Origin of the sequence: Carnobacterium alterfunditum DSM 5972 (assembly GCF_000744115.1) — a bacterium.
Lineage (GTDB): Bacteria > Bacillota > Bacilli > Lactobacillales > Carnobacteriaceae > Carnobacterium_B > Carnobacterium_B alterfunditum.
Map to the genome: position 1 here is coordinate 1 of NZ_JQLG01000005.1, position 24,896 is coordinate 24,896.

At 33.4% G+C, this 24,896-nt stretch carries 37 protein-coding genes and 4 pseudogenes; 23 read left to right on the top strand and 18 right to left on the bottom strand.

Annotated elements, in window-relative coordinates; genetic code table 11:
- A pseudogene (locus BR50_RS12075) lies at positions 1 to 328 on the bottom strand (tyrosine-type recombinase/integrase); the annotation flags it as partial.
- 166 nt (positions 329 to 494) lie between these two features.
- On the opposite strand from BR50_RS12075, the gene BR50_RS12080 reads away from it, so the two are divergent.
- Entirely contained in the window at positions 495 to 914 is a 420-nt protein-coding gene (locus BR50_RS12080) for a GNAT family N-acetyltransferase (protein WP_034549233.1), read from the top strand.
- A gap of 172 nt (positions 915 to 1,086) precedes the next feature.
- Here the strand turns inward: BR50_RS12080 and BR50_RS12800 are convergent, their stop codons facing one another.
- The 5 genes from BR50_RS12800 to BR50_RS12100 all read right to left on the bottom strand — a co-directional run bounded on the left by BR50_RS12800 (position 1,087) and on the right by BR50_RS12100 (position 3,411).
- Positions 1,087 to 1,260, bottom strand: a complete 174-nt coding sequence (locus BR50_RS12800) for a hypothetical protein (protein ID WP_156097511.1) — start codon at positions 1,258 to 1,260, stop codon at positions 1,087 to 1,089.
- Positions 1,247 to 1,729, bottom strand: coding sequence for a hypothetical protein (locus BR50_RS12085; protein ID WP_051905847.1), 483 nt, complete (start codon positions 1,727 to 1,729; stop codon positions 1,247 to 1,249). Before BR50_RS12085 ends, BR50_RS12800 begins: the two co-directional genes overlap by 14 nt.
- Before the next feature lie 2 nt (positions 1,730 to 1,731).
- Positions 1,732 to 1,929 carry a helix-turn-helix transcriptional regulator gene (locus BR50_RS12090; protein WP_034549236.1) on the bottom strand — a complete coding sequence of 66 codons (198 nt, stop codon included), beginning with the start codon at positions 1,927 to 1,929 and terminating at the stop codon, positions 1,732 to 1,734.
- Positions 1,930 to 2,249: 320 nt separating this feature from the next.
- Complete coding sequence (locus tag BR50_RS12095) at positions 2,250 to 2,717, bottom strand: hypothetical protein (RefSeq protein WP_034549238.1); 468 nt, start codon at positions 2,715 to 2,717, stop codon at positions 2,250 to 2,252.
- A 16-nt stretch (positions 2,718 to 2,733) separates the two neighbouring features.
- Positions 2,734 to 3,411, bottom strand: coding sequence for a hypothetical protein (locus BR50_RS12100; RefSeq protein WP_051905849.1), 678 nt, complete (start codon positions 3,409 to 3,411; stop codon positions 2,734 to 2,736).
- Between the two features lie 414 nt (positions 3,412 to 3,825).
- Here BR50_RS12100 and BR50_RS12105 point away from each other — a divergent pair, with 414 nt between their 5' ends.
- From BR50_RS12105 to BR50_RS12115, 3 genes are all read left to right on the top strand, one after another.
- Complete coding sequence (locus BR50_RS12105; protein WP_034549239.1) at positions 3,826 to 4,188, top strand: type II toxin-antitoxin system RelE/ParE family toxin; 363 nt, start codon at positions 3,826 to 3,828, stop codon at positions 4,186 to 4,188.
- Positions 4,189 to 4,193: 5 nt separating this feature from the next.
- Positions 4,194 to 4,469, top strand: a complete 276-nt coding sequence (locus tag BR50_RS12110) for a helix-turn-helix transcriptional regulator (RefSeq protein ID WP_051905851.1) — start codon at positions 4,194 to 4,196, stop codon at positions 4,467 to 4,469.
- Positions 4,470 to 4,728: 259 nt separating this feature from the next.
- Complete coding sequence (locus BR50_RS12115; protein ID WP_034549241.1) at positions 4,729 to 5,160, top strand: hypothetical protein; 432 nt, start codon at positions 4,729 to 4,731, stop codon at positions 5,158 to 5,160.
- A 189-nt stretch (positions 5,161 to 5,349) separates the two neighbouring features.
- Here the strand turns inward: BR50_RS12115 and BR50_RS12120 are convergent.
- Positions 5,350 to 6,674: pseudogene (locus BR50_RS12120) on the bottom strand (IS1380 family transposase).
- Positions 6,675 to 6,869: 195 nt separating this feature from the next.
- On the opposite strand from BR50_RS12120, the gene BR50_RS12125 reads away from it, so the two are divergent.
- A complete protein-coding gene (locus tag BR50_RS12125) occupies positions 6,870 to 7,352 on the top strand; it encodes a hypothetical protein (RefSeq protein ID WP_034549243.1) in 483 nt (160 codons plus the stop codon).
- Positions 7,353 to 7,392: 40 nt separating this feature from the next.
- The gene (locus BR50_RS12805) at positions 7,393 to 7,557 is read left to right on the top strand and encodes a hypothetical protein (protein ID WP_156097512.1); all 165 of its coding nucleotides are present in this window, start codon (positions 7,393 to 7,395) and stop codon (positions 7,555 to 7,557) included.
- A gap of 286 nt (positions 7,558 to 7,843) precedes the next feature.
- Here the strand turns inward: BR50_RS12805 and BR50_RS12130 are convergent, their stop codons facing one another.
- Together BR50_RS12130 and BR50_RS12135 are read right to left on the bottom strand one after the other, a co-directional pair.
- Positions 7,844 to 8,125, bottom strand: coding sequence for a helix-turn-helix transcriptional regulator (locus BR50_RS12130; protein WP_034549245.1), 282 nt, complete (start codon positions 8,123 to 8,125; stop codon positions 7,844 to 7,846).
- Entirely contained in the window at positions 8,112 to 8,483 is a 372-nt protein-coding gene (locus BR50_RS12135; RefSeq protein ID WP_034549247.1) for a type II toxin-antitoxin system RelE/ParE family toxin, read from the bottom strand. Before BR50_RS12135 ends, BR50_RS12130 begins: the two co-directional genes overlap by 14 nt.
- A 685-nt stretch (positions 8,484 to 9,168) precedes the next feature.
- On the opposite strand from BR50_RS12135, the gene BR50_RS12140 reads away from it, so the two are divergent.
- From BR50_RS12140 to BR50_RS12675, 8 genes are all read left to right on the top strand, one after another.
- The gene (locus BR50_RS12140; protein ID WP_034549250.1) at positions 9,169 to 9,522 is read left to right on the top strand and encodes a plasmid mobilization protein; all 354 of its coding nucleotides are present in this window, start codon (positions 9,169 to 9,171) and stop codon (positions 9,520 to 9,522) included.
- Positions 9,501 to 10,469, top strand: coding sequence for a relaxase/mobilization nuclease domain-containing protein (locus BR50_RS12145; RefSeq protein ID WP_034549252.1), 969 nt, complete (start codon positions 9,501 to 9,503; stop codon positions 10,467 to 10,469). Before BR50_RS12140 ends, BR50_RS12145 begins: the two co-directional genes overlap by 22 nt.
- Positions 10,470 to 10,509: 40 nt before the next feature.
- Positions 10,510 to 10,797 carry a hypothetical protein gene (locus BR50_RS12150; RefSeq protein ID WP_034549254.1) on the top strand — a complete coding sequence of 96 codons (288 nt, stop codon included), beginning with the start codon at positions 10,510 to 10,512 and terminating at the stop codon, positions 10,795 to 10,797.
- A gap of 3 nt (positions 10,798 to 10,800) precedes the next feature.
- Positions 10,801 to 11,322 (top strand): hypothetical protein, encoded by a 522-nt coding sequence (locus BR50_RS12155; RefSeq protein ID WP_034549256.1) that lies wholly within the window; start codon positions 10,801 to 10,803, stop codon positions 11,320 to 11,322.
- 435 nt (positions 11,323 to 11,757) lie between these two features.
- Complete coding sequence (locus BR50_RS12160) at positions 11,758 to 12,546, top strand: replication initiation protein (protein WP_051905853.1); 789 nt, start codon at positions 11,758 to 11,760, stop codon at positions 12,544 to 12,546.
- Between the two features lie 76 nt (positions 12,547 to 12,622).
- Complete coding sequence (locus BR50_RS12165) at positions 12,623 to 13,165, top strand: MerR family transcriptional regulator (protein ID WP_034549259.1); 543 nt, start codon at positions 12,623 to 12,625, stop codon at positions 13,163 to 13,165.
- Positions 13,166 to 13,213: 48 nt separating this feature from the next.
- A complete protein-coding gene (locus BR50_RS12170; RefSeq protein ID WP_034549263.1) occupies positions 13,214 to 13,672 on the top strand; it encodes a hypothetical protein in 459 nt (152 codons plus the stop codon).
- A gap of 63 nt (positions 13,673 to 13,735) precedes the next feature.
- Positions 13,736 to 14,511 (top strand): IS5 family transposase gene (locus BR50_RS12675; RefSeq protein WP_143298399.1). Its coding sequence is split into 2 segments (ribosomal slippage): positions 13,736 to 14,075 and positions 14,075 to 14,511, totalling 777 coding nucleotides; the frame shifts between segments, so codons are not numbered across the junction.
- Between the two features lie 116 nt (positions 14,512 to 14,627).
- Here BR50_RS12675 and BR50_RS12180 read toward each other — a convergent pair.
- On the bottom strand, positions 14,628 to 15,179 hold the full coding sequence (locus BR50_RS12180; protein WP_034549266.1) for a tyrosine-type recombinase/integrase: 552 nt from the start codon (positions 15,177 to 15,179) through the stop codon (positions 14,628 to 14,630).
- A gap of 166 nt (positions 15,180 to 15,345) precedes the next feature.
- Between BR50_RS12180 and BR50_RS12185 the strand changes: the two genes are divergently transcribed.
- Complete coding sequence (locus tag BR50_RS12185) at positions 15,346 to 15,765, top strand: GNAT family N-acetyltransferase (protein ID WP_034549233.1); 420 nt, start codon at positions 15,346 to 15,348, stop codon at positions 15,763 to 15,765.
- Between the two features lie 173 nt (positions 15,766 to 15,938).
- Here BR50_RS12185 and BR50_RS12810 read toward each other — a convergent pair whose 3' ends face one another.
- The 5 genes from BR50_RS12810 to BR50_RS12205 form a co-directional block, all read right to left on the bottom strand.
- The gene (locus tag BR50_RS12810; protein WP_156097511.1) at positions 15,939 to 16,112 is read right to left on the bottom strand and encodes a hypothetical protein; all 174 of its coding nucleotides are present in this window, start codon (positions 16,110 to 16,112) and stop codon (positions 15,939 to 15,941) included.
- Between the two features lie 26 nt (positions 16,113 to 16,138).
- Positions 16,139 to 16,582: a hypothetical protein gene (locus BR50_RS12190; RefSeq protein WP_034549268.1), complete on the bottom strand. Its 444-nt coding sequence runs from the start codon at positions 16,580 to 16,582 to the stop codon at positions 16,139 to 16,141.
- A gap of 2 nt (positions 16,583 to 16,584) precedes the next feature.
- Positions 16,585 to 16,782, bottom strand: coding sequence for a helix-turn-helix transcriptional regulator (locus BR50_RS12195; protein WP_034549236.1), 198 nt, complete (start codon positions 16,780 to 16,782; stop codon positions 16,585 to 16,587).
- 320 nt (positions 16,783 to 17,102) lie between these two features.
- Entirely contained in the window at positions 17,103 to 17,570 is a 468-nt protein-coding gene (locus BR50_RS12200; protein ID WP_034549238.1) for a hypothetical protein, read from the bottom strand.
- A 16-nt stretch (positions 17,571 to 17,586) separates the two neighbouring features.
- Positions 17,587 to 18,264 (bottom strand): hypothetical protein, encoded by a 678-nt coding sequence (locus BR50_RS12205; RefSeq protein ID WP_051905849.1) that lies wholly within the window; start codon positions 18,262 to 18,264, stop codon positions 17,587 to 17,589.
- Positions 18,265 to 18,678: 414 nt separating this feature from the next.
- Here BR50_RS12205 and BR50_RS12210 point away from each other — a divergent pair, with 414 nt between their 5' ends.
- The 3 genes from BR50_RS12210 (at position 18,679) to BR50_RS12220 (ending at position 20,013) form a co-directional block, all read left to right on the top strand.
- A complete protein-coding gene (locus BR50_RS12210) occupies positions 18,679 to 19,041 on the top strand; it encodes a type II toxin-antitoxin system RelE/ParE family toxin (RefSeq protein ID WP_034549239.1) in 363 nt (120 codons plus the stop codon).
- Positions 19,042 to 19,046: 5 nt separating this feature from the next.
- Positions 19,047 to 19,322 carry a helix-turn-helix transcriptional regulator gene (locus BR50_RS12215; protein WP_051905851.1) on the top strand — a complete coding sequence of 92 codons (276 nt, stop codon included), beginning with the start codon at positions 19,047 to 19,049 and terminating at the stop codon, positions 19,320 to 19,322.
- A gap of 259 nt (positions 19,323 to 19,581) precedes the next feature.
- Positions 19,582 to 20,013 (top strand): hypothetical protein, encoded by a 432-nt coding sequence (locus BR50_RS12220; protein ID WP_034549241.1) that lies wholly within the window; start codon positions 19,582 to 19,584, stop codon positions 20,011 to 20,013.
- 189 nt (positions 20,014 to 20,202) lie between these two features.
- Here BR50_RS12220 and BR50_RS12225 read toward each other — a convergent pair.
- Positions 20,203 to 21,527: pseudogene (locus tag BR50_RS12225) on the bottom strand (IS1380 family transposase).
- A gap of 195 nt (positions 21,528 to 21,722) precedes the next feature.
- Between BR50_RS12225 and BR50_RS12230 the strand changes: the two are divergent.
- On the top strand, positions 21,723 to 22,205 hold the full coding sequence (locus tag BR50_RS12230; RefSeq protein ID WP_034549243.1) for a hypothetical protein: 483 nt from the start codon (positions 21,723 to 21,725) through the stop codon (positions 22,203 to 22,205).
- A gap of 40 nt (positions 22,206 to 22,245) precedes the next feature.
- Positions 22,246 to 22,410 carry a hypothetical protein gene (locus BR50_RS12815; RefSeq protein WP_156097512.1) on the top strand — a complete coding sequence of 55 codons (165 nt, stop codon included), beginning with the start codon at positions 22,246 to 22,248 and terminating at the stop codon, positions 22,408 to 22,410.
- Positions 22,411 to 22,696: 286 nt separating this feature from the next.
- Here the strand turns inward: BR50_RS12815 and BR50_RS12235 are convergent, their stop codons facing one another.
- Entirely contained in the window at positions 22,697 to 22,978 is a 282-nt protein-coding gene (locus tag BR50_RS12235; RefSeq protein ID WP_034549245.1) for a helix-turn-helix transcriptional regulator, read from the bottom strand.
- Positions 22,965 to 23,335: pseudogene (locus tag BR50_RS12240) on the bottom strand (type II toxin-antitoxin system RelE/ParE family toxin). Before BR50_RS12240 ends, BR50_RS12235 begins: the two are co-directional and overlap by 14 nt.
- A 682-nt stretch (positions 23,336 to 24,017) precedes the next feature.
- On the opposite strand from BR50_RS12240, the gene BR50_RS12245 reads away from it, so the two are divergent.
- Genes BR50_RS12245 through BR50_RS12255 form a run of 3 tightly spaced genes read left to right on the top strand, consistent with a single transcriptional unit; the run spans position 24,018 to position 24,894 of the window.
- Positions 24,018 to 24,320 (top strand): plasmid mobilization protein, encoded by a 303-nt coding sequence (locus BR50_RS12245; RefSeq protein WP_051905855.1) that lies wholly within the window; start codon positions 24,018 to 24,020, stop codon positions 24,318 to 24,320.
- 29 nt (positions 24,321 to 24,349) lie between these two features.
- A complete protein-coding gene (locus BR50_RS12250) occupies positions 24,350 to 24,562 on the top strand; it encodes a hypothetical protein (RefSeq protein ID WP_034549270.1) in 213 nt (70 codons plus the stop codon).
- Positions 24,559 to 24,894, top strand: coding sequence for a relaxase/mobilization nuclease domain-containing protein (locus BR50_RS12255; protein WP_034549272.1), 336 nt, complete (start codon positions 24,559 to 24,561; stop codon positions 24,892 to 24,894). The genes BR50_RS12250 and BR50_RS12255 overlap by 4 nt, the downstream gene beginning before the upstream one ends.
- Positions 24,895 to 24,896: the final 2 nt, after the last annotated feature.

Below are 24,896 nucleotides of genomic sequence, written 5' to 3' on the forward strand. Positions count from 1 at the left end.
GTATTGACTTCCAAATGACCACCTTTGGTACTTGGAAACAAATAATCTCTGGTTCTAGAGTCTTTTGTATACGTCTTGGATCAAGTCCTGCAAGACTACTCAAATACAAAATACGCGTTTTCCCTGTTTTCTTTTCGACAATGCGGGGATTTTTTGAGGAAATCAGGTCTTTTTTCTTTAATTTAATGATATCTGACATGCGTAAACCGCTATTAATGCCGATCAAAAACAGAAAAACATCCCGATCTGCGTTTTTATTGCGCCTCAAACAGAATAAAAAGTCGTTTATTTCTTGCTGCGTTCTTAATGGTTGGACGTTGTAACTCATTTAAAAGCCCTCTCCTCTCACAAAATGATACATGATTTTGTTTATTATACCACATAATCGTGTATTGGAGGTCGATACTAAAAAAAGAACCCTATTGGAATAGGATTCCGGATACACGTTTTTATCTAATTTCATGTATCATTATAAAAGAACGGGAGAGTGAAATATGGATATTAGAATAGCAAGTGAATTAGACTACCCTGCTTTAAGAAGTCTATACTTAGAATCAAGACGTAAAAGTTTTCATTGGGCAGACAGAGAAGAAATGAATTTAGAAGATTTTGATAGGCATACTGTAGGAGAGTTTATAATTCTAGCAGAAGAAGATGGTAAAATTCTTGGTTTTTCTTCCTTGAATTTACCAGACAATTTCATACATAACTTATTTGTTCATCCTGATTTTTCAGGTAAAGGAATTGGTAGTCAGTTGGTTAATGCTTCTATAAAAAAAATGGACAAACCAATAGAATTAAAGTGTGTGTCTAAAAATCAAAAGGATATGGAATTCTATGAAAATAATGGTTGGAAAAAAGTTATCGAAGAAGGTAAACCGAAAGAAAAGTATTGGGTTATGGTGTATGAATAAAATATTGAATTGATCGTCTGTTTTTAGCCTTTTAGAGAGTAAAGTGTGCTAATTAAAGATAAAAATAAAACCCTGAGTAAACAAGGTTTTCGGTACATGTTTTATGTAATTTCCTGTATCATTTTTATCTAATGTAAAACAGTAACAATGATACGCTGAGTACTACTATTTTTTATACCTTTTTGGATAGGAGTTCTGCTACAAAAATAAATACAGCAAATACAATTGCTCCTATGAAAATACCTGTTAATTCCATAGAATCATTAATAAAATATTGAGTTAATAAACTAGCAGTGAAATAAAGTCCTACTAACAAAATAATTTTTTTGACGTTAATTTTTTTCATAATTAGTTGCTCCTTCACTGAATATACTAACGTTCTTTTTCTCTATTTTTTTATCCATTCTATTTCGTATGAAGGTAGTAATAGGAATAGACAGAAACAGAAGGCCTGAAAATAATTGAATAGCTCCTCTACCTATTTTTCCATCTAAAATTATTTCTTCAGGCATAATTAAAAAAGTTTGATAAGTCGTATATAAGCCGAATAATCCCGTAATTAAAAATAACCAAGAGATAACCTTTTTATTATCGTTTTTACGAAAGTAAGCGTTATGATAGACACTTATATTCACGAAAAATAATATGACTATATACATTATAATCAACATTTCTAGATCTTTGGTTACACCCCATTGCAAATTAGAAAATAGTCCAATAAAATAATTTAATGTAATCAAGCCAATTAAAGAAATAAATGAGTAATAACCGTATTTATATCTCATTAGCCTTTGGTATTCATCGTATTGTTTCATTTTCATTCCTCCCAAAATAAATCATTTAATGTTAGATCAAATTCTCTACAGATTTCTCTACATAAATTGATTGTCGGATTGTAATCTCCTCTTTCAATCGCGCTAATTGTTTGTCGAGTAACGTTAACAGCATCTGCCAACTGCTGCTGAGACAGATCTTTCTTTGCTCGTGCTGCCTTTAATCTTAAATTCTTAGCCATATTATTCCTCCTGATATGACATATATATTTTACATTAAGTAAATTATACCATCTATTTTAACGAGTGCAACATTTTAGAATGAATAAGTATTGTTTTGTGATTATACGCATAAAAAAGTTCACAATAACAAAAATGTTATATGGATTAATAAAAAAAGAACCTTGAAATAACAGGGTTCTGGATACATATTTTCATCTAAATTAGTGTATCCAACACCATAATATCACTTATGCATTTATGGTGTTGGATACACTAAAACAAGTTATTTCCATACATGAATCTATATTTCTTGAATTTTGCTTAATTTACTAAATAAAAATTAAGATACATCCATACGTTTGATAGAAAAATTCCCGCACTCAATAATAATTGTTGTTTGTGAGAATAAATAAATTTCGTGTCTTAAACGACCATTATCTAGCAATGTTAGTTCGTCATGTGACCACTCATCTAAACCACTGTTAAACAAAATTTTTTGACTTTCAAATAATTTATTTCTTGAAATATCAAAATCAATAGAATGTATCGTCACATCTGTCCATAATAATTGATATATATTATTATCCCAATGCTTTGCTGTAGATGAAATAGATACTATGCTTTCTTGAGACTCATCTGGTACTTCTGGATTATAATTATTTACCAATGTAATTTCGCTTATACGACTATCATGAAAAGAGGTATTTAGTAAAAAATTATGAGTATCTATATCTAATACTTTATTTAAAGTCCTTAAATTATCCATATATCCTTCAAGATCATGTTTTTCTTCTGTAAAGTAGTTCATTAAATTCTCTCCTATTTTAAATTAATAATAAAAATGCTCCCCATGATGCTACAGCACCTGATGCAAATATCAGAAAACCAACTACACTTACAAATATTCCAATTGCTATAATAATATCTGACGTTTTGCGCAAGTTTAATCCTTTAGATTTCATTTGCTGTTTTGCTTTTTTCATATTAGTCAAATCTTTTTGTGCTTTTTTATAGTCTGCCAATCCCTTTGCTTTATTTTGAATACCTTTAGGTACTCCAGAGCTGCCTAACGTTTTTCCATGAGATTTAGTACCATCTACATTTTCTACTCCATTTACTTTACCATTGTCTACATGAATATGTGGCTTTGCATCACCTGCACTAGGTTTATCTACTCGAGCTTTCCATCCTTTTCCTAAATCATGTTTAGTACCATAACCAAACGGCACAATAGTATTCTCAGCTATACTATCATCTTGTATAGTCACAGGATCTCCATAAGAACTAGAAGTTACTTCTAATCTACTTAATTCTTCAGAAAGTAATAATAAATCTACATCATCTTCACTAACAAAGCCATCTCTTTCTCTTTTAAGTTCAAGTTTTTCAGTTAATTCAGTAATTTTAGTGATTGTATCTGATGTTTCAACAGTAGCTGAAGCTTGTAGTGGGATAAGTACCATTGTAACTAATGCAACTAAAAAAATAGCGATTTTTTTCATTATCTTCCTCCAGTAAATAATATTTAAAAGACTAATTTTAATACTTCCCTCCTTAAGTTAGTACTCTTATTATCCCTAATTTAACCTAAAAAGTACCGCACCTATTCGTTTACAATTAGCAACCATTGGTTTACATTTACCAAAAAAAGGATTTATTTTTACTTAAATATATTTTTTGATATCCAATATAAAATTCTAGATAATTTAATGTATTGAATAACTTACTGCTTAAAATTTAGTCTTAATAGAAGCGCAACAAGATAGTGCAGGTATGCAACAGTCCTTTTCTTAATTTATTAAAGATCTCGATACACTATTTTAAGCAATTTCATGTATTTAAAATCAATTATCATATTTGATAATATATCAAATATGATATATTATAGAGATATACAGAGAGTGATAGGAGTTTCTATGAAAAAATATGAAATAGAGTTCTATGAAGATAAGAAAGGCCAAAGTCAAATAGTTAATTGGATTAAAGAACTGGATAGTAACCCGACTAAAGAAAATAAATCCACCTTAAAAAAGCTTTATTATCAAATGGAACGTCTGGAATATGACGGAACTTTTATAGGAGAGCCTCTTGTTAAACAGATTGAGGGTAAAATTTGGGAATTACGCCCAATTCCTAATCGCGTGTTTTTTGCAACCTTAGAAGATAATCAATTAATTTTATTACATCAGTTTAGAAAAAAATCCCAAAAAACACCGAAAAGAGAAATTGAACAAGCAAAACGTGAATTAGCCGATTGGTTAGAACGCAAGAAAGGATGATCATTATGAAATGGACAGATGTAAAGAAAGACATTAGCAGCATCTCTCAAGAAGATAAAAATCTTATTGAGTTGACTGCTTTATTAGCTAGTCTCCGTAGAGAAAAGAATATAACTCAAAAAGAATTAGCTGAAAAAGTACATGTCTCTCAGGCTCAAATAGCTCGTGTAGAAAACTTTTCTTATGCTCCTTCTCTAAAGACCATTACAAAAATTGCAAATGGTTTAAACTTAGAACTCACATTTATCGACAAAATAACTAAAGAACTGGTGAAAAATTAAATTATATGAGAAATTTTTTTCGTTCTAAAATCAAAAGAAGCTCTCTCAGCAATCAAATAAGGAGTGCTGAGAGAGCTTCTTTTGATACACCATTTTATCTAATTTCATGTATTGATAGAAAAATTACTAGCAGAATTATTGTTAGAGAGACCTTAATCAAACGTTTATATTATATTTTTTATTTTAAAAAATATAATTGTTGTTAACGATTTCATTTTGTGATATCTTTTGTTATCTTAACAAAAAGGGAGGAATTTATTTGAAAAAGATTGTATTAAGTTTGCTTATTGGATCAACCTTAGGGGGAACTATTCTTCAACCAGCTGTTATGGTCTACGCTAGTGAAAACAATCACGAACCTCAGTTAACACAAACATATGATTCAGGTTCAAAAGTTATGAATAAAGAGGCATTAACTATTTACAAAGATTTAATTAAAAATCAACCAGGAACAACAGATCATGCTAGATCTTTTAGTGCAGAAAATACTGGAGATCTTCCAGAAGAATTTAATGATTTTAAACTGTTAGAAAATACTACTCAAGAAAATATAGAAACTATCTATACTGAAGGTAATGAAGAAACTCAAACTATTGTAAATTATAATGTTGATTCTGATACATATAGTTTATTTGAGGCTAACATGAGCACCGGAGAATTAATCGTAGTAATTAATGATAAACCTGAATGATTCATACTTTTAAAAAAAATAATAATTGGTGCATTTTTCACTTCTTTCAGGTCATTAGTTTGTTAGGTTTACTTATTTTACTTCAAATTTCCAAGTCACTTATTTTTTTGTCAGAAAATTAAGATTTTTAGGCATACTAACCCCTTGAAATTAGCCTTTTTTTTTAAACTATTCCATTAGGTGTGAGTGTTACTGCCATTTAAAATGCTGAATATTCCGCAAAATTTTATGGAAAAGTTCATGGTAAACGTGATAGGAACTGAGTTTTAAAAAGGTTTTTCGTCCAGAATGAACAAGTTTACCCGCTACTTTAAATAAGAGCAAACGAATAGTTGAAACTTGAAAACCTTTGGTTTCTTTCGTAAAACAAAGAGTACGCATAAAATTGACGATGTTGTAAGCTAGTACACTCACCATCATACGTGCATGATTTTCTAAAAAACGAGGACTGTTGGTTTTATCGAAATAAAATCCATTTTTGGCCTCTTTAATGTAATTTTCCATGGTGCCTCTTTTAGAATAGGTTTGAAAGACCGCTTCTGCAGAAAGGTTCTCTGATAAATTGGTTATGATAAATTCATGTCGAGCAATCAATTCGGTTGCTTCGCGCGTAGATTTAATACAAATTCTTCGTGGATGTGTCCAGCTCTTCGCTTGATAGAGTGTAGAAGCGTAGTGAACTTCTTTTTTATCCCAATCCTGCTGGTCAGCTGGTCATTTATAGATACAAATTGCTCAGCGATTTTTCCTAAGTTGCGATTCGATTTCAATCGAACAATATAAAAATTTTGACGTTTTTCACACAGTTCATATAATTCAGGAGTTGCAAAACCACTATCTGCACGCACTAGAATAGAACTTACAGGTACGGTTTCTTGGTAATGGTCAAAAAGTGGTCGGACAAAATCTGCAACACCATTGGATGTGTACACATTACCAGAACGAAGTTCTGCTTTCAAAAAGTCGCCAGTCAGACCTTCAAAGGCAACAAGTGGATGATAGCCATTCGTTTGGTAATGGGCATTATAATTCGACTTCTCCTGATTGCCAAAGGTATCCGAATGTGTTGAGTCTAGATCAAAAATCATTTCAGTTGTATTACGAGCAGTACGTACTTTATCAATCAGGATTTGATTGACTTCTTGTAATTGGGAAATGTTTTCTTGACTTAACCGATCCCATAAACGAGAAATAGACGGTTGTGAAGCGAGTTGCTCTTTAGCTAATAGACTCTGGAAAATGGGATCTTTTGATAAAACGTCAGCCGAAGAATCCGTTTGATATCCAGCAATCAATTGAAAAAGGATTTGTTCAATAATTGAATGATTAGCATGGTTATAGTAAAGTCGATCATCGTTAATAGTGAGGGTTTGTTTCAAAATGTTAGAGAAATTAATGGTGTGCATGAATTCCTTAACTAATATCAATCCGGAATCTGAAGATAAATTACCCCCACAGTGAGATACCGTAATGTTTGAATTGAAAAGTAAACGATTTTCATGTAAAGTTTCCATAGAGAGAACCCCTTTCTTTGGTTATGTTTAGTCGCTTTAACCATAGCAGATTGGGGTTCTTTTTGCACACCCAAAGGGTGCTGATAAAATTAACTCAAACTAGCGTTAGAACAGTTTTTCCAGAGCATTTCAGAAAAAGTATGAATTATTCAGGATAAAGAATATACTGTTGTTGCTGAAGGAGAAAATCTAAATATGACTGCAGAAAATGGGGAAGTTCTTCCCTTATTAATCACAGAATATGAAGATGAACCTGAAGCACTTCCCAATTTAATAGATTTACAAACTGAAGAGATAATAGGGGATACTGAAATAATAGTTCCACAAGGTAAAGAAACGGTGAGTCTTTTCGCCGCAACAAAATTTGGTAAAGAATATGGCCCTTTCAAAAAGACAAATAAACTTTTATTTGAAATATTAGGAGTATTGGGTTCTGCAGGCACAGCACTTGCTTTCAAAGTAAAACATCCCGTATTGGGTGTAGTAAGTGGAATATCAGGTATAGCAGGATCTATAGGTACTTATGCGTACAAAACACTCTATATTAAGTATTGGCAGTCTCATTCTACAACTAATTATACTTATGTAAAAGAACGTGATAATTATTATAATTACAATAATTACACGGGATTTGTAAAAGCTAGAACTTGGCACTTTTACTCATCTCGTCCTTACTAGAGAGTTGAACATTTAGATTGAAAAGTTAGAAGGTGTCCATTTGGAAGAAACAAGTAACTTTTTTTTAATATTTTTGCCAGCTGTAGCCATCTATATAGGTGCATTATCAGTCGTAAGATACGATGTGTCTAAAATAGAAAAAAAGATTAATAATTTGGAAAAAGAGATCATTGAACTAACAAAAGTTATCAAAAATAAAGATTAAATAATATAAAAAAATAAGACTAATGAATGGCTATCTATTTAGGACCTACCTAAAATTGACACTTATCAGGTATTGATCTGATTGATTTTTCGCTGTCTATTATAAGTATCGATTGAAAATATTCAGGTTTCCTAACTTAAAATCATGTATATATACCCTTGATCTACTAAAGTTTTATATACATGACTTTAAGCAATTTCATGTATTCACTTTACATTAACAGCTACCAATAGAAAAACCCGTCAGTTCCCTCCTAATAAAGAGTACTGACGGGTTTTTCTATTGACTACACAAATTTAACTTCAATGACTTTATCAAAGGCTTTAGCAATATCATTCATCGTCTTAAACGTTACATTCATATTTCCATTTTCAATACGTGCAATTGTAGACTGGGGTTTTTCAACTTTTTCGGCCAATTGTCTTTGAGTCAATCCTTCGGTTTCTCTCAACGTTCTTAAAGCAACCGCAACTTCTAAACGTTCACTTTCAGCCACAAAGGCTTCGTCAAAACTCTTATCTTTTGCACGTCGACGAGAAATATAGCTACTTACTTTAGTTGTTTCCATCAGGCAATTCCTCCATAATTTTTTTTCGAATCTCTCGTGCACGTTTTTTCTCATTTTCGGGTGTTTTATCGGTTTTTTTCGTAAAGCCATGCGTAATAACATATCGGTTATCAACGACGTGAAAATAAAAGACCCGTTGGATATTCGAACTCACTTTTGAACGAAGTTCATACAGATTCGTTTCTAATTTTTTAACCCACTGATTTCTTGAGGCTACTGGTAGGCCATATTTTTCCGTTTTCTCAATCACTGCTAACAATTTTACAGCGTCTTTTTCAGGTAAAGAATCTAAAAAATCTTCAAACTCACTTGTGCCATCTGGCCGTTTAATATACTCAAATATCGGTTTATTCTTCATATGTCCATGATAGTATATACGCTATCAAAAATCAAGAGTTTTCTATTTTCTGGTCAGTAGAAAATAAGATCCTAAAGGACGTTTCCGAACAGGAAATCGGACGGTTCAATTAAAAGATTTTGGTATCTTTCTGATCATTTTCTAATGAGCAAAAAGACACTTATTCCTCCAAAATTCCATGCGAAAAATGGTTGGTTCGCATAGGATTTTTGGAGGAGGAATCTGGCCGAAAACGGTCAGATTTATTGAGGAGCAACGTTGAAAAACGAGGCTCTTTTTTTGTCCGTTTGCGAACAGCGAATCGGACGAAAAAATCCGCACCGTTACCTGTCGAACAGACAGCTAACGGCGGATTCCTTTGGGGGTCTTAGGGGGAGCAGTGCGTCCACCTAACAGGGAGTATTTGGGTACCAAATACGTAGCCTGTTGTATTTGGTGTTATTGTGTTTCTTGTTTTATGACCGAATAGGGAGTAACATAAGAAACACAATAACACCTTTTTTTGAAACGTTTTGACAAGGAGACCGACTAGGGAGCGTTGGCAAATAAGTGGAGAAAAAAAGCACTGGATCTTAGGTCTGAAAGGCGACTAAATAAGGAGCGTTTTAGACCTAAGATCCAGTTAGTCCTGTAGCGAGGAACAGAGACCGAATAGGGAGCTGTTTAGAGAGGAGAGACTACATCCGTGAGCGAACAAAAAAAAGAGAACCGACGTGAAGAACGTCAAGTGAAATTTCGCGTGAACGAAGCCGAATATGAGAAGCTCAGCTACCTAGCGGAGCAACAAGGCATGAGCGTGCCCAACTTTGTTAAAAGCAAGGCACAAGGGACTCGATTACGGAACCCGAAAGTCGAGATCGAAGGAGCGAAAGAAATTGCTCGGCAGCTGCGGTATTACAATTCCAATTTGAATCAGTTAGTCAAATGGATCAACACCAACAAAACAATTTATGAACCCGACGAACTAAAAGGGATGGAACAGCAGCTATCCGGTATTCAGGAAGGAGTGAAAGGCCTTTGGGAGCAATTATCAAGATAGCCAGTGCCACTAAGAATGGTTCAGCGACCGTCAACTACATTGCCAGACAAGGAAAGATTGACGTTCAGCTAACCAGTGCTCACCTCACTCCGCTGGATTATCAAGCAGCGCGGGAACAAATGCGCCAAACAAGAGACTTAATGGGCAAGACAAACGGGCGTCAAGGCTATCACTTGGTCCAGTCTTTTGACGCAACCGATCAGTTAACACCTGTAAAAGCCCATCAGTTAGGGCAAGAATTCATGTCTGAATTAAGCAAGATGTATCCAGACCATGAAATTTACATGGCGACTCATACCGATACCGACCATCCGCACAATCATTTTGTGCTTAATGCGGTGAATAGTGAAACAGGCGCTAAAATGGCCATTAACCCTCCTGATATTTATGAAATGCATGAAATTAATAATGACATTTCAAAAAAACATCACTTGGTTGAACTGACGAAAGCTAAAAATAAGGTCTATCCGACCGAAATAGCCACTTATACTCAAACAGGGAAGCAATATGAACGAGATTTAGTCAAAGAAAAAATTTATCATGCGAGAGATCAAGCCCATTCCTATCCGGAATTTAAACAAGCACTGTCTGCTTCAGATGTGGAACTAACGTCTGAGATTGGAAAAAGAGGTCAAACCATCCGACAAAAGTACGTGACTCACGATTCAGAAGGAAAAAAATGGACGTTTACCGCCTCAAGATTAGGCGAAGACTTTAAAAAGGAGCCGATTACCCATGCCATCATGGAAAACCAACGAAAACGAGACAAACAACAAGCAGACAGAGAACAACTTGAGCGCAGCAACGCCGAAAGATTACGAGGACTTACTGCTAGCGTACGGGAAGTTGCGGACGAAGTACGAACAGAGCGCAGAACAAATGAGTCTGCTCATCAGCCACCTCAAAAATCTTCAGACGTCAATCGAGACATCGGACAAGAACGGTAAGCAGCAACTCGCTTATCATCGAAGCCAAGAACAAAAAAGAGTGGAGCAATTTCAAGATTTACTGACGGAAAATGAGCAATGGAAACAACAAACAGCCATTGATTTAAAAGACTATTCGCCTGAAAAGATGGAACAAAAACTCGATAAGATTGTTCATCAGCATTTAGACGACTACCAAGAAAAATTGGATGCGGTCTTGCAGCAAGCGGATCATCAGGCTAAAAAAGAACGTCGGACCGATTGGATCGAACGCATCAGTATTTTAGGCATTGGGGCCGTTACCCTTCTAGCTATTTACGGGATGTTTTCGTTCTTTATGGGGATGTAGGCGATGGGATTATTTTTTGCGAAACTCATGTGGCGTATTTTGCCTGTTTTAAGCGTTTTGGTGGTTTTGGTGTGTTCTTATCTAGTTTGGGACGTAAAGTTTCGCCAATGGCGGAAATCAGGCCATTTAAAGCGTGTTAGTCTAGTAGCTCTTGTTTCTTTAGTCGTTTGTTTCAGTGTGTTGCTTTTATTAGGGTATTCAACCCAATCAAAAATACCGTTTGGATCGAAAATTGCGGACATTTCTGCGGAACAACAAGCCATAAAGGATCATAAACTAGCGATTGAAGCGGAAAAAGTAGCGACTGAAGAAAAAGATGATCAAATTAAAGACCAACTAGAAGCGGCTTTAGATGTAGCGGATAGTGAATTAGGGGTTGTTGTCATAGAAAATAAGGTTTCGACCATCGTTACGAAAGAATGGTTTGCCGAAAATCAACAACTCAGCGATCAATTATCAGATGATATCGCTCGAGAGGACTATACGAGTCGTTTTGAGGCGATTAAATACTATTTCTTGAGGTAAATGGTCTATTTACATTGATTACCAGTCAAACGTTTAAGAGAGCTGTTTTTTTGAAGATTAACGAATGCAACGGTTCGAACCGTCGAGAGTTAGTCGAGACATAGAACGCTGCGGATGGTTTTGACCTTTTTTTTTTTTAAAGATTATAAAAATAAATTATCTATATGCGTTTATTTTATATTTATTTATTAATTCTTTAATACTTTAAGTACTTAGGAGGCTCTAAAATCCACTCATATCAATGGATTCAGAGTACTTGTTTACTAATTTGTACCCTGTATCTTACTAATTTGTACCCTGTATCTTACTAATTTGTACCCTGTATCTTACTAATTTGTACCCTGTATCTTACTAATAAAAACAAAAATTTCGTTTTTATTAGTAAGTATGCTAAAATTAACATAAATGCTAATTTGAACCATAAAGGAGAACTATATGGATAACACAATTAAAGTCACTTCTGATGTTCAAAACATGTCTGAAGGCGTTATAGAGTTAAATAAAGAATATACTGTGGCAAAAGATAACATGTTGGTTCAAAAAGCAAAGATTGATCTTTCAGAAAAAGAATTAAAATTAATTGACTGGCTTATTAGTAAGATTAAACCAGATGACAAAGAGATTCTACAAGTTGATACTTCTATATCTGAAATAAATTTAGTGTTAGGTTTTGGAACGGGTGGAAGAAACATTAAGCAAACAAAAGATGCGCTTCTTAATCTTTCTAATAAAGGATTTTGGATAGAATCTGAAGATAGTTCTGGAATTGAAATAGCAAGATGGATTGACGAAGTTTCTTTAAAATATAACGGAAAAGCAATACTAAAATTACATTCTAAATTAGCTCCTTATCTTCTTCAATTAGCAGAAAAAGGTAATTATACTTCTTATTATTTAAGGACAATAATAAGTTTGAAATCCAAATATTCTTTGTTACTTTATCAGCTGGCAAAATCAGGATTACATCATGGAGTTATTGGTGGAACTGTTGAAGAAATTCAAGAATATTTTGGACATAAAGATTTATCCTGGGGAACATTCAATGGACGATACTTAAAAAAAGCTATTGAAGAAGTAAATTCTAAAACTGATCTGCATATAGAAATGTTACTTGGAAAAAACGGAAGAAAAGTTGTAAGAGTAGAATTTAGAATTACTAAGAAAATCAGAAAAGAGGTATCTGGAAAAATTCAGGTTCCAATGCATAACTGGTTAGACAGTTAAATAATTTCAGAGCTATTGTATATCTACTTTTTTTATTATAGAGTATTGATATGTCAACACTCTCAGGAGGAAAGCTATGAAAGAGATACAAGCAACTGAATACATATCTACAAAGTTAGTTTGTGAAACGTTAAAGATTCAACCTTCTACGCTTAGAAAGTATGCGTCAATGTTAGATGAAAAAGCCGTAACAGAATTTTATTTTACTAGAGATGATTCAAATAATAGAATTTATACAAAAGAAGATATAGCTATGCTGCATCGCGTAATTGAGCTTAAAAACAAACCGGGACATACTCTAGAAGCTGCTATTAATGAAGTTATAGGATTAAGCTATAACTCAGACATGCATAACGCTATAGCTGTAAACGAAGAAAAAGATAAATATCTTGAAGCGCTACATTCGTTTGTAGCTCAACAGAACAAATATTTTGAAAATTACCAAGAAGCATTACAAAAAAAAGACGATCAAATAGATCGTTTGGAGTCCCTTATTAGTTCTTTAATTGAGAACAATAGTGAAAATGCTCCAGCTATTTCAGAAGAATCTAAAATGTCTCCTAATGAACCTAAAAAAATAGAAAAAAAGCAATCATTATTCAAAAAAATATTTGGTTGAAATATTTTATCTATTAAGTTTAATTTGTGAATATGGAGGAAATATAACTTGTTTTACAGAATAGTAGATACTCTAAATGAAAAAGATTATTTAAAGATAATAGAATGTTTAAAAGATTTTTCTCAAGAAATGGTTATAGTAGAATATCCTACGGAAAATAATGCTATAATGAAAATCAAAAATAAGCTTAATGAATTCAAAATTGAAACAAAGTGGCTTACAAAATGGCCAGGAACTAAACTTCCTAGAAAAAAAATAAAAGCTAAGGCAGACATATATAACTACAATAAATTTAGTTATAATGTACTCAAGAACTCAAATTCATTAATTAGTGAAGAACAAGAAAATGATATAGATGTTTTTTTTCTAAAAAACAGGAATTGCATATTCTTCTCTGTAATACATGAAGATATACATGTTATAACTGATCCGAACTTAGCGGAAAATGTAAAACTATTAGGATATAAATTAGATAAGATACCTATTTTTAATTTATCATTTGTATAGGGCGTGTCTGAAAACTGACTGCCATCCTGATTTTCGGTATAATAAAAGAAAACAGGAGTGATCATGATGAGTATTGAACGTTATGAGCTGACTGATGTGCAGTGGAATCAAATCAAAAATCTGTTTCCCAAATATCACACAGGTAGACCACCTAAAAGCAATCGTATAATGTTCAATGCTGTTTTATGGATTGCTAGAAGCGGTGCTGCTTGGCGAGATCTGCCAAAAGAACGTTACGGATCATGGAAAACGGTCTATAGCCGCTTTTGTTTATGGCGTGATACTGGTTTACTTGAATCCCTTTTTATTACGTTGAATTATGAAGCAGATTACGAAAACTTGAGTATCGATTCAACCGTTGTAACGGCGCATCAGCAGAGTGCCGGTGCAAAAAAAGGGGGCTAAATTCTGTCATCTCGCAACATATCGGTAAAAGCAGTGGTGGGCACACAACAAAAATACATGTCATCGTAGACGGATTAGGAAATCCATTATATTTTCAGCTATCAGGTGGAAATCTCCATGATAGTGTTCTCGCTATTGAAGTTCTTCAACACGTTGAAATACAAGGCAGTAATGTTATTGGCGATCGTGCATACGGTTCTTTAGACATTCGGACTTATGTGACGAATCACGATGCGACTTATACCATTCCACCAAAGAAAAATACAAAAGAACCTTGGACTGTTGATTGGTGGCTATATAAAGAACGTCATTTGGTGGAGTGTTTCTTTAATAAGTTAAAGCATTTCCGTCATATCGCGACACGTTATGATAAACTCGCAACGTCCTACTTAGCCTTTGTATATATAGCAGCTATTTTTCTCTTAACCAAATAGTTTTAAGACACAACCTAATTTTTCTTTAACTAAGAAAAATTGTAAGAAATAAAAAAAAGTTTCTAGAGTAACAGTCTAGAAACTTTTTTATTTTATGAATTTTTTATATTACAAAGTTAAAAACCTAATCTGAAATTCAATAACGTTTCACTAATTTCATCTTCATTGATTCCGATATAGCGCTTCGTTATTTTTTCGCTGCTATGACCGAATATTTCCATCAGAGTGGCCACGTCCTTTGTTTTCTTGTAATAGTGGTAGCCGAATGTCTTGCGCAGCGTGTGCGTCCCAATATCGTCTCTTCCTAATAGATGAGCGACCTTTTGAAACATCTGGTAGACCGTATTCACTTCCACATGACCACCTTTGGTGCTAGGAAACAAATAATCCTCTGGTTCTAGATCTTTTGTATAGTCTTGGATCAAGTCCTGCAGACTACTCAAATACAAAATACGCGTTTTTCCTGTTTTTTTCTCTACAATGCGAGGATTTTTGGAAGAAATCAGGTCTTGTTTCTTTAATTTAATGATATCTGACATGCGTAACCCGCTGTTAATGCCGATCAAAAACAGAAAAACATCCCGATCCGCATTTTTATTGCGTCTCAAACAGAATAAAAAGTCGTTTATTTCTTGTTGCGTGCGTAATGGTTGGACGTTGTAACTCATTTAAAAGCCCTCTCCTCTCACAAAAATGATACATGATTTTGTTTATTATACCACATAATCGTGTGTTGGAGGGTGATGTAAAAAAAGAACCTTATTGGAATAGGATTCCGGATACCCGTTTTTATCTAATTTCATGTATCATTATAAAAGAACGGGAGAGTGAAATATGGATATTAGAATAGCAAGTGAATTAGACTACCCTGCTTTAAGAAGTCTATACTTAGAATCAAGACGTAAAAGTTTTCATTGGGCAGACAGAGAAGAAATGAATTTAGAAGATTTTGATAGGCATACTGTAGGAGAGTTTATAATTCTAGCAGAAGAAGATGGTAAAATTCTTGGTTTTTCTTCCTTGAATTTACCAGACAATTTCATACATAACTTATTTGTTCATCCTGATTTTTCAGGTAAAGGAATTGGTAGTCAGTTGGTTAATGCTTCTATAAAAAAAATGGACAAACCAATAGAATTAAAGTGTGTGTCTAAAAATCAAAAGGATATGGAATTCTATGAAAATAATGGTTGGAAAAAAGTTATCGAAGAAGGTAAACCGAAAGAAAAGTATTGGGTTATGGTGTATGAATAAAATATTGAATTGATCGTCTGTTTTTAGCCTTTTAGAGAGTAAAGTGTGCTAATTAAAGATAAAAATAAAACCCTGAGTAAACAAGGTTTTCGGTACATGTTTTTATGTAATTTCCTGTATCATTTTTATCTAATGTAAAACAGTAACAATGATACGCTGAGTACTACTATTTTTTATACCTTTTTGGATAGGAGTTCTGCTACAAAAATAAATACAGCAAATACAATTGCTCCTATGAAAATACCTGTTAATTCCATAGAATCATTAATAAAATATTGAGTTAATAAACTAGCAGTGAAATAAAGTCCTACTAACAAAATAATTTTTTTGACGTTAATTTTTTTCATAATTAGTTGCTCCTTCACTGAATATACTAACGTTCTTTTTTCTCTATTTTTTTATCCATTCTATTTCGTATGAAGGTAGTAATAGGAATAGACAGAAACAGAAGGCCTGAAAATAATTGAATAGCTCCTCTACCTATTTTTCCATCTAAAATTATTTCTTCAGGCATAATTAAAAAAGTTTGATAAGTCGTATATAAGCCGAATAATCCCGTAATTAAAAATAACCAAGAGATAACCTTTTTATTATCGTTTTTACGAAAGTAAGCGTTATGATAGACACTTATATTCACGAAAAATAATATGACTATATACATTATAATCAACATTTCTAGATCTTTGGTTACACCCCATTGCAAATTAGAAAATAGTCCAATAAAATAATTTAATGTAATCAAGCCAATTAAAGAAATAAATGAGTAATAACCGTATTTATATCTCATTAGCCTTTGGTATTCATCGTATTGTTTCATTTTCATTCCTCCCAAAATAAATCATTTAATGTTAGATCAAATTCTCTACAGATTTCTCTACATAAATTGATTGTCGGATTGTAATCTCCTCTTTCAATCGCGCTAATTGTTTGTCGAGTAACGTTAACAGCATCTGCCAACTGCTGCTGAGACAGATCTTTCTTTGCTCGTGCTGCCTTTAATCTTAAATTCTTAGCCATATTATTCCTCCTGATATGACATATATATTTTACATTAAGTAAATTATACCATCTATTTTAACGAGTGCAACATTTTAGAATGAATAAGTATTGTTTTGTGATTATACGCATAAAAAAGTTCACAATAACAAAAATGTTATATGGATTAATAAAAAAAGAACCTTGAAATAACAGGGTTCTGGATACATATTTTCATCTAAATTAGTGTATCCAACACCATAATATCACTTATGCATTTATGGTGTTGGATACACTAAAACAAGTTATTTCCATACATGAATCTATATTTCTTGAATTTTGCTTAATTTACTAAATAAAAATTAAGATACATCCATACGTTTGATAGAAAAATTCCCGCACTCAATAATAATTGTTGTTTGTGAGAATAAATAAATTTCGTGTCTTAAACGACCATTATCTAGCAATGTTAGTTCGTCATGTGACCACTCATCTAAACCACTGTTAAACAAAATTTTTTGACTTTCAAATAATTTATTTCTTGAAATATCAAAATCAATAGAATGTATCGTCACATCTGTCCATAATAATTGATATATATTATTATCCCAATGCTTTGCTGTAGATGAAATAGATACTATGCTTTCTTGAGACTCATCTGGTACTTCTGGATTATAATTATTTACCAATGTAATTTCGCTTATACGACTATCATGAAAAGAGGTATTTAGTAAAAAATTATGAGTATCTATATCTAATACTTTATTTAAAGTCCTTAAATTATCCATATATCCTTCAAGATCATGTTTTTCTTCTGTAAAGTAGTTCATTAAATTCTCTCCTATTTTAAATTAATAATAAAAATGCTCCCCATGATGCTACAGCACCTGATGCAAATATCAGAAAACCAACTACACTTACAAATATTCCAATTGCTATAATAATATCTGACGTTTTGCGCAAGTTTAATCCTTTAGATTTCATTTGCTGTTTTGCTTTTTTCATATTAGTCAAATCTTTTTGTGCTTTTTTATAGTCTGCCAATCCCTTTGCTTTATTTTGAATACCTTTAGGTACTCCAGAGCTGCCTAACGTTTTTCCATGAGATTTAGTACCATCTACATTTTCTACTCCATTTACTTTACCATTGTCTACATGAATATGTGGCTTTGCATCACCTGCACTAGGTTTATCTACTCGAGCTTTCCATCCTTTTCCTAAATCATGTTTAGTACCATAACCAAACGGCACAATAGTATTCTCAGCTATACTATCATCTTGTATAGTCACAGGATCTCCATAAGAACTAGAAGTTACTTCTAATCTACTTAATTCTTCAGAAAGTAATAATAAATCTACATCATCTTCACTAACAAAGCCATCTCTTTCTCTTTTAAGTTCAAGTTTTTCAGTTAATTCAGTAATTTTAGTGATTGTATCTGATGTTTCAACAGTAGCTGAAGCTTGTAGTGGGATAAGTACCATTGTAACTAATGCAACTAAAAAAATAGCGATTTTTTTCATTATCTTCCTCCAGTAAATAATATTTAAAAGACTAATTTTAATACTTCCCTCCTTAAGTTAGTACTCTTATTATCCCTAATTTAACCTAAAAAGTACCGCACCTATTCGTTTACAATTAGCAACCATTGGTTTACATTTACCAAAAAAAGGATTTATTTTTACTTAAATATATTTTTTGATATCCAATATAAAATTCTAGATAATTTAATGTATTGAATAACTTACTGCTTAAAATTTAGTCTTAATAGAAGCGCAACAAGATAGTGCAGGTATGCAACAGTCCTTTTCTTAATTTATTAAAGATCTCGATACACTATTTTAAGCAATTTCATGTATTTAAAATCAATTATCATATTTGATAATATATCAAATATGATATATTATAGAGATATACAGAGAGTGATAGGAGTTTCTATGAAAAAATATGAAATAGAGTTCTATGAAGATAAGAAAGGCCAAAGTCAAATAGTTAATTGGATTAAAGAACTGGATAGTAACCCGACTAAAGAAAATAAATCCACCTTAAAAAAGCTTTATTATCAAATGGAACGTCTGGAATATGACGGAACTTTTATAGGAGAGCCTCTTGTTAAACAGATTGAGGGTAAAATTTGGGAATTACGCCCAATTCCTAATCGCGTGTTTTTTGCAACCTTAGAAGATAATCAATTAATTTTATTACATCAGTTTAGAAAAAAATCCCAAAAAACACCGAAAAGAGAAATTGAACAAGCAAAACGTGAATTAGCCGATTGGTTAGAACGCAAGAAAGGATGATCATTATGAAATGGACAGATGTAAAGAAAGACATTAGCAGCATCTCTCAAGAAGATAAAAATCTTATTGAGTTGACTGCTTTATTAGCTAGTCTCCGTAGAGAAAAGAATATAACTCAAAAAGAATTAGCTGAAAAAGTACATGTCTCTCAGGCTCAAATAGCTCGTGTAGAAAACTTTTCTTATGCTCCTTCTCTAAAGACCATTACAAAAATTGCAAATGGTTTAAACTTAGAACTCACATTTATCGACAAAATAACTAAAGAACTGGTGAAAAATTAAATTATATGAGAAATTTTTTTCGTTCTAAAATCAAAAGAAGCTCTCTCAGCAATCAAATAAGGAGTGCTGAGAGAGCTTCTTTTGATACACCATTTTATCTAATTTCATGTATTGATAGAAAAATTACTAGCAGAATTATTGTTAGAGAGACCTTAATCAAACGTTTATATTATATTTTTTATTTTAAAAAATATAATTGTTGTTAACGATTTCATTTTGTGATATCTTTTGTTATCTTAACAAAAAGGGAGGAATTTATTTGAAAAAGATTGTATTAAGTTTGCTTATTGGATCAACCTTAGGGGGAACTATTCTTCAACCAGCTGTTATGGTCTACGCTAGTGAAAACAATCACGAACCTCAGTTAACACAAACATATGATTCAGGTTCAAAAGTTATGAATAAAGAGGCATTAACTATTTACAAAGATTTAATTAAAAATCAACCAGGAACAACAGATCATGCTAGATCTTTTAGTGCAGAAAATACTGGAGATCTTCCAGAAGAATTTAATGATTTTAAACTGTTAGAAAATACTACTCAAGAAAATATAGAAACTATCTATACTGAAGGTAATGAAGAAACTCAAACTATTGTAAATTATAATGTTGATTCTGATACATATAGTTTATTTGAGGCTAACATGAGCACCGGAGAATTAATCGTAGTAATTAATGATAAACCTGAATGATTCATACTTTTAAAAAAAATAATAATTGGTGCATTTTTCACTTCTTTCAGGTCATTAGTTTGTTAGGTTTACTTATTTTACTTCAAATTTCCAAGTCACTTATTTTTTTGTCAGAAAATTAAGATTTTTAGGCATACTAACCCCTTGAAATTAGCCTTTTTTTTTAAACTATTCCATTAGGTGTGAGTGTTACTGCCATTTAAAATGCTGAATATTCCGCAAAATTTTATGGAAAAGTTCATGGTAAACGTGATAGGAACTGAGTTTTAAAAAGGTTTTTCGTCCAGAATGAACAAGTTTACCCGCTACTTTAAATAAGAGCAAACGAATAGTTGAAACTTGAAAACCTTTGGTTTCTTTCGTAAAACAAAGAGTACGCATAAAATTGACGATGTTGTAAGCTAGTACACTCACCATCATACGTGCATGATTTTCTAAAAAACGAGGACTGTTGGTTTTATCGAAATAAAATCCATTTTTGGCCTCTTTAATGTAATTTTCCATGGTGCCTCTTTTAGAATAGGTTTGAAAGACCGCTTCTGCAGAAAGGTTCTCTGATAAATTGGTTATGATAAATTCATGTCGAGCAATCAATTCGGTTGCTTCGCGCGTAGATTTAATACAAATTCTTCGTGGATGTGTCCAGCTCTTCGCTTGATAGAGTGTAGAAGCGTAGTGAACTTCTTTTTTATCCCAATCCTGCTGGTCAGCTGGTCATTTATAGATACAAATTGCTCAGCGATTTTTCCTAAGTTGCGATTCGATTTCAATCGAACAATATAAAAATTTTGACGTTTTTCACACAGTTCATATAATTCAGGAGTTGCAAAACCACTATCTGCACGCACTAGAATAGAACTTACAGGTACGGTTTCTTGGTAATGGTCAAAAAGTGGTCGGACAAAATCTGCAACACCATTGGATGTGTACACATTACCAGAACGAAGTTCTGCTTTCAAAAAGTCGCCAGTCAGACCTTCAAAGGCAACAAGTGGATGATAGCCATTCGTTTGGTAATGGGCATTATAATTCGACTTCTCCTGATTGCCAAAGGTATCCGAATGTGTTGAGTCTAGATCAAAAATCATTTCAGTTGTATTACGAGCAGTACGTACTTTATCAATCAGGATTTGATTGACTTCTTGTAATTGGGAAATGTTTTCTTGACTTAACCGATCCCATAAACGAGAAATAGACGGTTGTGAAGCGAGTTGCTCTTTAGCTAATAGACTCTGGAAAATGGGATCTTTTGATAAAACGTCAGCCGAAGAATCCGTTTGATATCCAGCAATCAATTGAAAAAGGATTTGTTCAATAATTGAATGATTAGCATGGTTATAGTAAAGTCGATCATCGTTAATAGTGAGGGTTTGTTTCAAAATGTTAGAGAAATTAATGGTGTGCATGAATTCCTTAACTAATATCAATCCGGAATCTGAAGATAAATTACCCCCACAGTGAGATACCGTAATGTTTGAATTGAAAAGTAAACGATTTTCATGTAAAGTTTCCATAGAGAGAACCCCTTTCTTTGGTTATGTTTAGTCGCTTTAACCATAGCAGATTGGGGTTCTTTTTGCACACCCAAAGGGTGCTGATAAAATTAACTCAAACTAGCGTTAGAACAGTTTTTCCAGAGCATTTCAGAAAAAGTATGAATTATTCAGGATAAAGAATATACTGTTGTTGCTGAAGGAGAAAATCTAAATATGACTGCAGAAAATGGGGAAGTTCTTCCCTTATTAATCACAGAATATGAAGATGAACCTGAAGCACTTCCCAATTTAATAGATTTACAAACTGAAGAGATAATAGGGGATACTGAAATAATAGTTCCACAAGGTAAAGAAACGGTGAGTCTTTTCGCCGCAACAAAATTTGGTAAAGAATATGGCCCTTTCAAAAAGACAAATAAACTTTTATTTGAAATATTAGGAGTATTGGGTTCTGCAGGCACAGCACTTGCTTTCAAAGTAAAACATCCCGTATTGGGTGTAGTAAGTGGAATATCAGGTATAGCAGGATCTATAGGTACTTATGCGTACAAAACACTCTATATTAAGTATTGGCAGTCTCATTCTACAACTAATTATACTTATGTAAAAGAACGTGATAATTATTATAATTACAATAATTACACGGGATTTGTAAAAGCTAGAACTTGGCACTTTTACTCATCTCGTCCTTACTAGAGAGTTGAACATTTAGATTGAAAAGTTAGAAGGTGTCCATTTGGAAGAAACAAGTAACTTTTTTTTAATATTTTTGCCAGCTGTAGCCATCTATATAGGTGCATTATCAGTCGTAAGATACGATGTGTCTAAAATAGAAAAAAAGATTAATAATTTGGAAAAAGAGATCATTGAACTAACAAAAGTTATCAAAAATAAAGATTAAATAATATAAAAAAATAAGACTAATGAATGGCTATCTATTTAGGACCTACCTAAAATTGACACTTATCAGGTATTGATCTGATTGATTTTTCGCTGTCTATTATAAGTATCGATTGAAAATATTCAGGTTTCCTAACTTAAAATCATGTATATATACCCTTGATCTACTAAAGTTTTATATACATGACTTTAAGCAATTTCATGTATTCACTTTACATTAACAGCTACCAATAGAAAAACCCGTCAGTTCCCTCCTAATAAAGAGTACTGACGGGTTTTTCTATTGACTACACAAATTTAACTTCAATGACTTTATCAAAGGCTTTAGCAATATCATTCATCGTCTTAAACGTTACATTCATATTTCCATTTTCAATACGTGCAATTGTAGACTGGGGTTTTTCAACTTTTTCGGCCAATTGTCTTTGAGTCAATCCTTCGGTTTCTCTCAACGTTCTTAAAGCAACCGCAACTTCTAAACGTTCACTTTCAGCCACAAAGGCTTCGTCAAAACTCTTATCTTTTGCACGTCGACGAGAAATATAGCTACTTACTTTAGTTGTTTCCATCAGGCAATTCCTCCATAATTTTTTTTCGAATCTCTCGTGCACGTTTTTTCTCATTTTCGGGTGTTTTATCGGTTTTTTTCGTAAAGCCATGCGTAATAACATATCGGTTATCAACGACGTGAAAATAAAAGACCCGTTGGATATTCGAACTCACTTTTGAACGAAGTTCATACAGATTCGTTTCTAATTTTTTAACCCACTGATTTCTTGAGGCTACTGGTAGGCCATATTTTTCCGTTTTCTCAATCACTGCTAACAATTTTACAGCGTCTTTTCAGGTAAAGAATCTAAAAAATCTTCAAACTCACTTGTGCCATCTGGCCGTTTAATATACTCAAATATCGGTTTATTCTTCATATGTCCATGATAGTATATACGCTATCAAAAATCAAGAGTTTTCTATTTTCTGGTCAGTAGAAAATAAGATCCTAAAGGACGTTTCCGAACAGGAAATCGGTACGTTCAATTAAAGATTTTGTATCTTTCTGATCATTTTCTAATGAGCAAAAAGACACTTATCCCTCCAAAATCCTATGCGAAAAATGGTTTGTTCGCATAGGATTTTTGGAGGGGAGATCTGGCCGAAACGGTCAGATTTATTGAGGAGCAAAAGTTGAAAAACTTTAGCTCTTTTTTTGTCCGTTTGCGAACAGCGAATCGGACGAAAAAATCCGCATTGTTACCTGTCGAACAGACAGATAACGGCGGACTCCTTTGGGGGTCTTAGGGGGAGCAGCGCGTCCACCTAACAGGGAGTATTTGGGTACCAAATACGTAGCCTGTTGTTCTTGCAGTTATTCTTTAGTTGTTTTACGACCGAATTAAGGAGTAGAATAACTAAAGAATAACTGCTTTTTTTGAAACGTTTTGACAAGGAGACCGAATAGGGAGCGTTGGAAATAAGTGGAGAAAAAACGCACGGGATCTTAGGTCTGAAAGGCGACTGAATAAGGAGCGTTTTAGACCTAAGATCCCGTTAGTCATGCAGCGAGGAACAGAGACCGAATAGGGAGCTGTTTAGAGAGGAGAGACTACATCCGTGAGCGAACAAAAAAAAGAGAACCGACGTGAAGAACGTCAAGTGAAATTTCGCGTGAACGAAACCGAATATGAGAAGCTCAGCTACCTAGCGGAGCAACAAGGGATGAGCGTGCCCAATTTTGTTAAAAGCAAGGCACAAGGGACTCGATTGCGGAATCCGAAAGTCGAGATTGAAGGAGCGAAAGAAATTGCTCGGCAGCTGCGGTATTACAATTCCAATTTGAATCAGTTAGTTAAATGGATCAACACCAACAAAACCATTTATGAACCAACTGAACTAAAAGCGATGGAACAGCATTAGCCGGTATTCAGGAAGGAGTGAAGTGGCCTTTGGGAGCAATTATCAAGATAGCCAGTGCCACTAAAAATGGTTCAGCGACCGTCAACTACATTGCAAGACAAGGAAAGATTGACGTCCAGTTAACCAGTGCTCACCTCACTCCGCTGGATTATCAAGCAGCGCGAGAACAAATGCGCCAAACGCGAGAATTAACTGGGCAAGACAAAAGGGCGTCAAGGCTATCACTTGGTCCAGTCTTTTGACGCAGACCGATCAGTTAACACCTGTAAAAGCCCATCAGCTAGGGCAAGAATTCATGTCCGAATTAAGCAAGATGTATCCAGACCATGAAATTTACATGGCGACTCATACCGATACCGACCATCCGCACAATCATTTTGTGCTTAATGCAGTGAACAGTGAAACAGGCGCTAAAATGGCCATTAATCCTCCGGATATCTATGAAATGCATGAAATCAATAACGACATTTCAAAAAAACACCACTTGGTTGAACTGACGAAAGCTAAAAATAAGGTCTATCCGACCGAAATAGCCGCTTATACTCAAACAGGGAAGCAATATGAACGGATTTAGTC

Coding starts and splice junctions, on each gene's coding strand:
- BR50_RS12810 (WP_156097511.1), bottom strand. CDS start 16,112: ATGAAAAAAATTAACGTCAAAAAAATTATTTTGTTAGTAGGACTTTAT.
- BR50_RS12100 (WP_051905849.1), bottom strand. CDS start 3,411: ATGAAAAAAATCGCTATTTTTTTAGTTGCATTAGTTACAATGGTACTT.
- BR50_RS12160 (WP_051905853.1), top strand. CDS start 11,758: ATGGATAACACAATTAAAGTCACTTCTGATGTTCAAAACATGTCTGAA.
- BR50_RS12080 (WP_034549233.1), top strand. CDS start 495: ATGGATATTAGAATAGCAAGTGAATTAGACTACCCTGCTTTAAGAAGT.
- BR50_RS12215 (WP_051905851.1), top strand. CDS start 19,047: ATGAAATGGACAGATGTAAAGAAAGACATTAGCAGCATCTCTCAAGAA.
- BR50_RS12235 (WP_034549245.1), bottom strand. CDS start 22,978: ATGGAAACAACTAAAGTAAGTAGCTATATTTCTCGTCGACGTGCAAAA.
- BR50_RS12130 (WP_034549245.1), bottom strand. CDS start 8,125: ATGGAAACAACTAAAGTAAGTAGCTATATTTCTCGTCGACGTGCAAAA.
- BR50_RS12125 (WP_034549243.1), top strand. CDS start 6,870: ATGACTGCAGAAAATGGGGAAGTTCTTCCCTTATTAATCACAGAATAT.
- BR50_RS12190 (WP_034549268.1), bottom strand. CDS start 16,582: ATGAAACAATACGATGAATACCAAAGGCTAATGAGATATAAATACGGT.
- BR50_RS12095 (WP_034549238.1), bottom strand. CDS start 2,717: ATGAACTACTTTACAGAAGAAAAACATGATCTTGAAGGATATATGGAT.
- BR50_RS12155 (WP_034549256.1), top strand. CDS start 10,801: ATGGGATTATTTTTTGCGAAACTCATGTGGCGTATTTTGCCTGTTTTA.
- BR50_RS12085 (WP_051905847.1), bottom strand. CDS start 1,729: ATGAAACAATACGATGAATACCAAAGGCTAATGAGATATAAATACGGT.
- BR50_RS12105 (WP_034549239.1), top strand. CDS start 3,826: ATGAAAAAATATGAAATAGAGTTCTATGAAGATAAGAAAGGCCAAAGT.
- BR50_RS12165 (WP_034549259.1), top strand. CDS start 12,623: ATGAAAGAGATACAAGCAACTGAATACATATCTACAAAGTTAGTTTGT.
- BR50_RS12090 (WP_034549236.1), bottom strand. CDS start 1,929: ATGGCTAAGAATTTAAGATTAAAGGCAGCACGAGCAAAGAAAGATCTG.
- BR50_RS12800 (WP_156097511.1), bottom strand. CDS start 1,260: ATGAAAAAAATTAACGTCAAAAAAATTATTTTGTTAGTAGGACTTTAT.
- BR50_RS12195 (WP_034549236.1), bottom strand. CDS start 16,782: ATGGCTAAGAATTTAAGATTAAAGGCAGCACGAGCAAAGAAAGATCTG.
- BR50_RS12135 (WP_034549247.1), bottom strand. CDS start 8,483: ATGAAGAATAAACCGATATTTGAGTATATTAAACGGCCAGATGGCACA.
- BR50_RS12185 (WP_034549233.1), top strand. CDS start 15,346: ATGGATATTAGAATAGCAAGTGAATTAGACTACCCTGCTTTAAGAAGT.
- BR50_RS12230 (WP_034549243.1), top strand. CDS start 21,723: ATGACTGCAGAAAATGGGGAAGTTCTTCCCTTATTAATCACAGAATAT.
- BR50_RS12110 (WP_051905851.1), top strand. CDS start 4,194: ATGAAATGGACAGATGTAAAGAAAGACATTAGCAGCATCTCTCAAGAA.
- BR50_RS12205 (WP_051905849.1), bottom strand. CDS start 18,264: ATGAAAAAAATCGCTATTTTTTTAGTTGCATTAGTTACAATGGTACTT.
- BR50_RS12210 (WP_034549239.1), top strand. CDS start 18,679: ATGAAAAAATATGAAATAGAGTTCTATGAAGATAAGAAAGGCCAAAGT.
- BR50_RS12180 (WP_034549266.1), bottom strand. CDS start 15,179: ATGAGTTACAACGTCCAACCATTACGCACGCAACAAGAAATAAACGAC.
- BR50_RS12200 (WP_034549238.1), bottom strand. CDS start 17,570: ATGAACTACTTTACAGAAGAAAAACATGATCTTGAAGGATATATGGAT.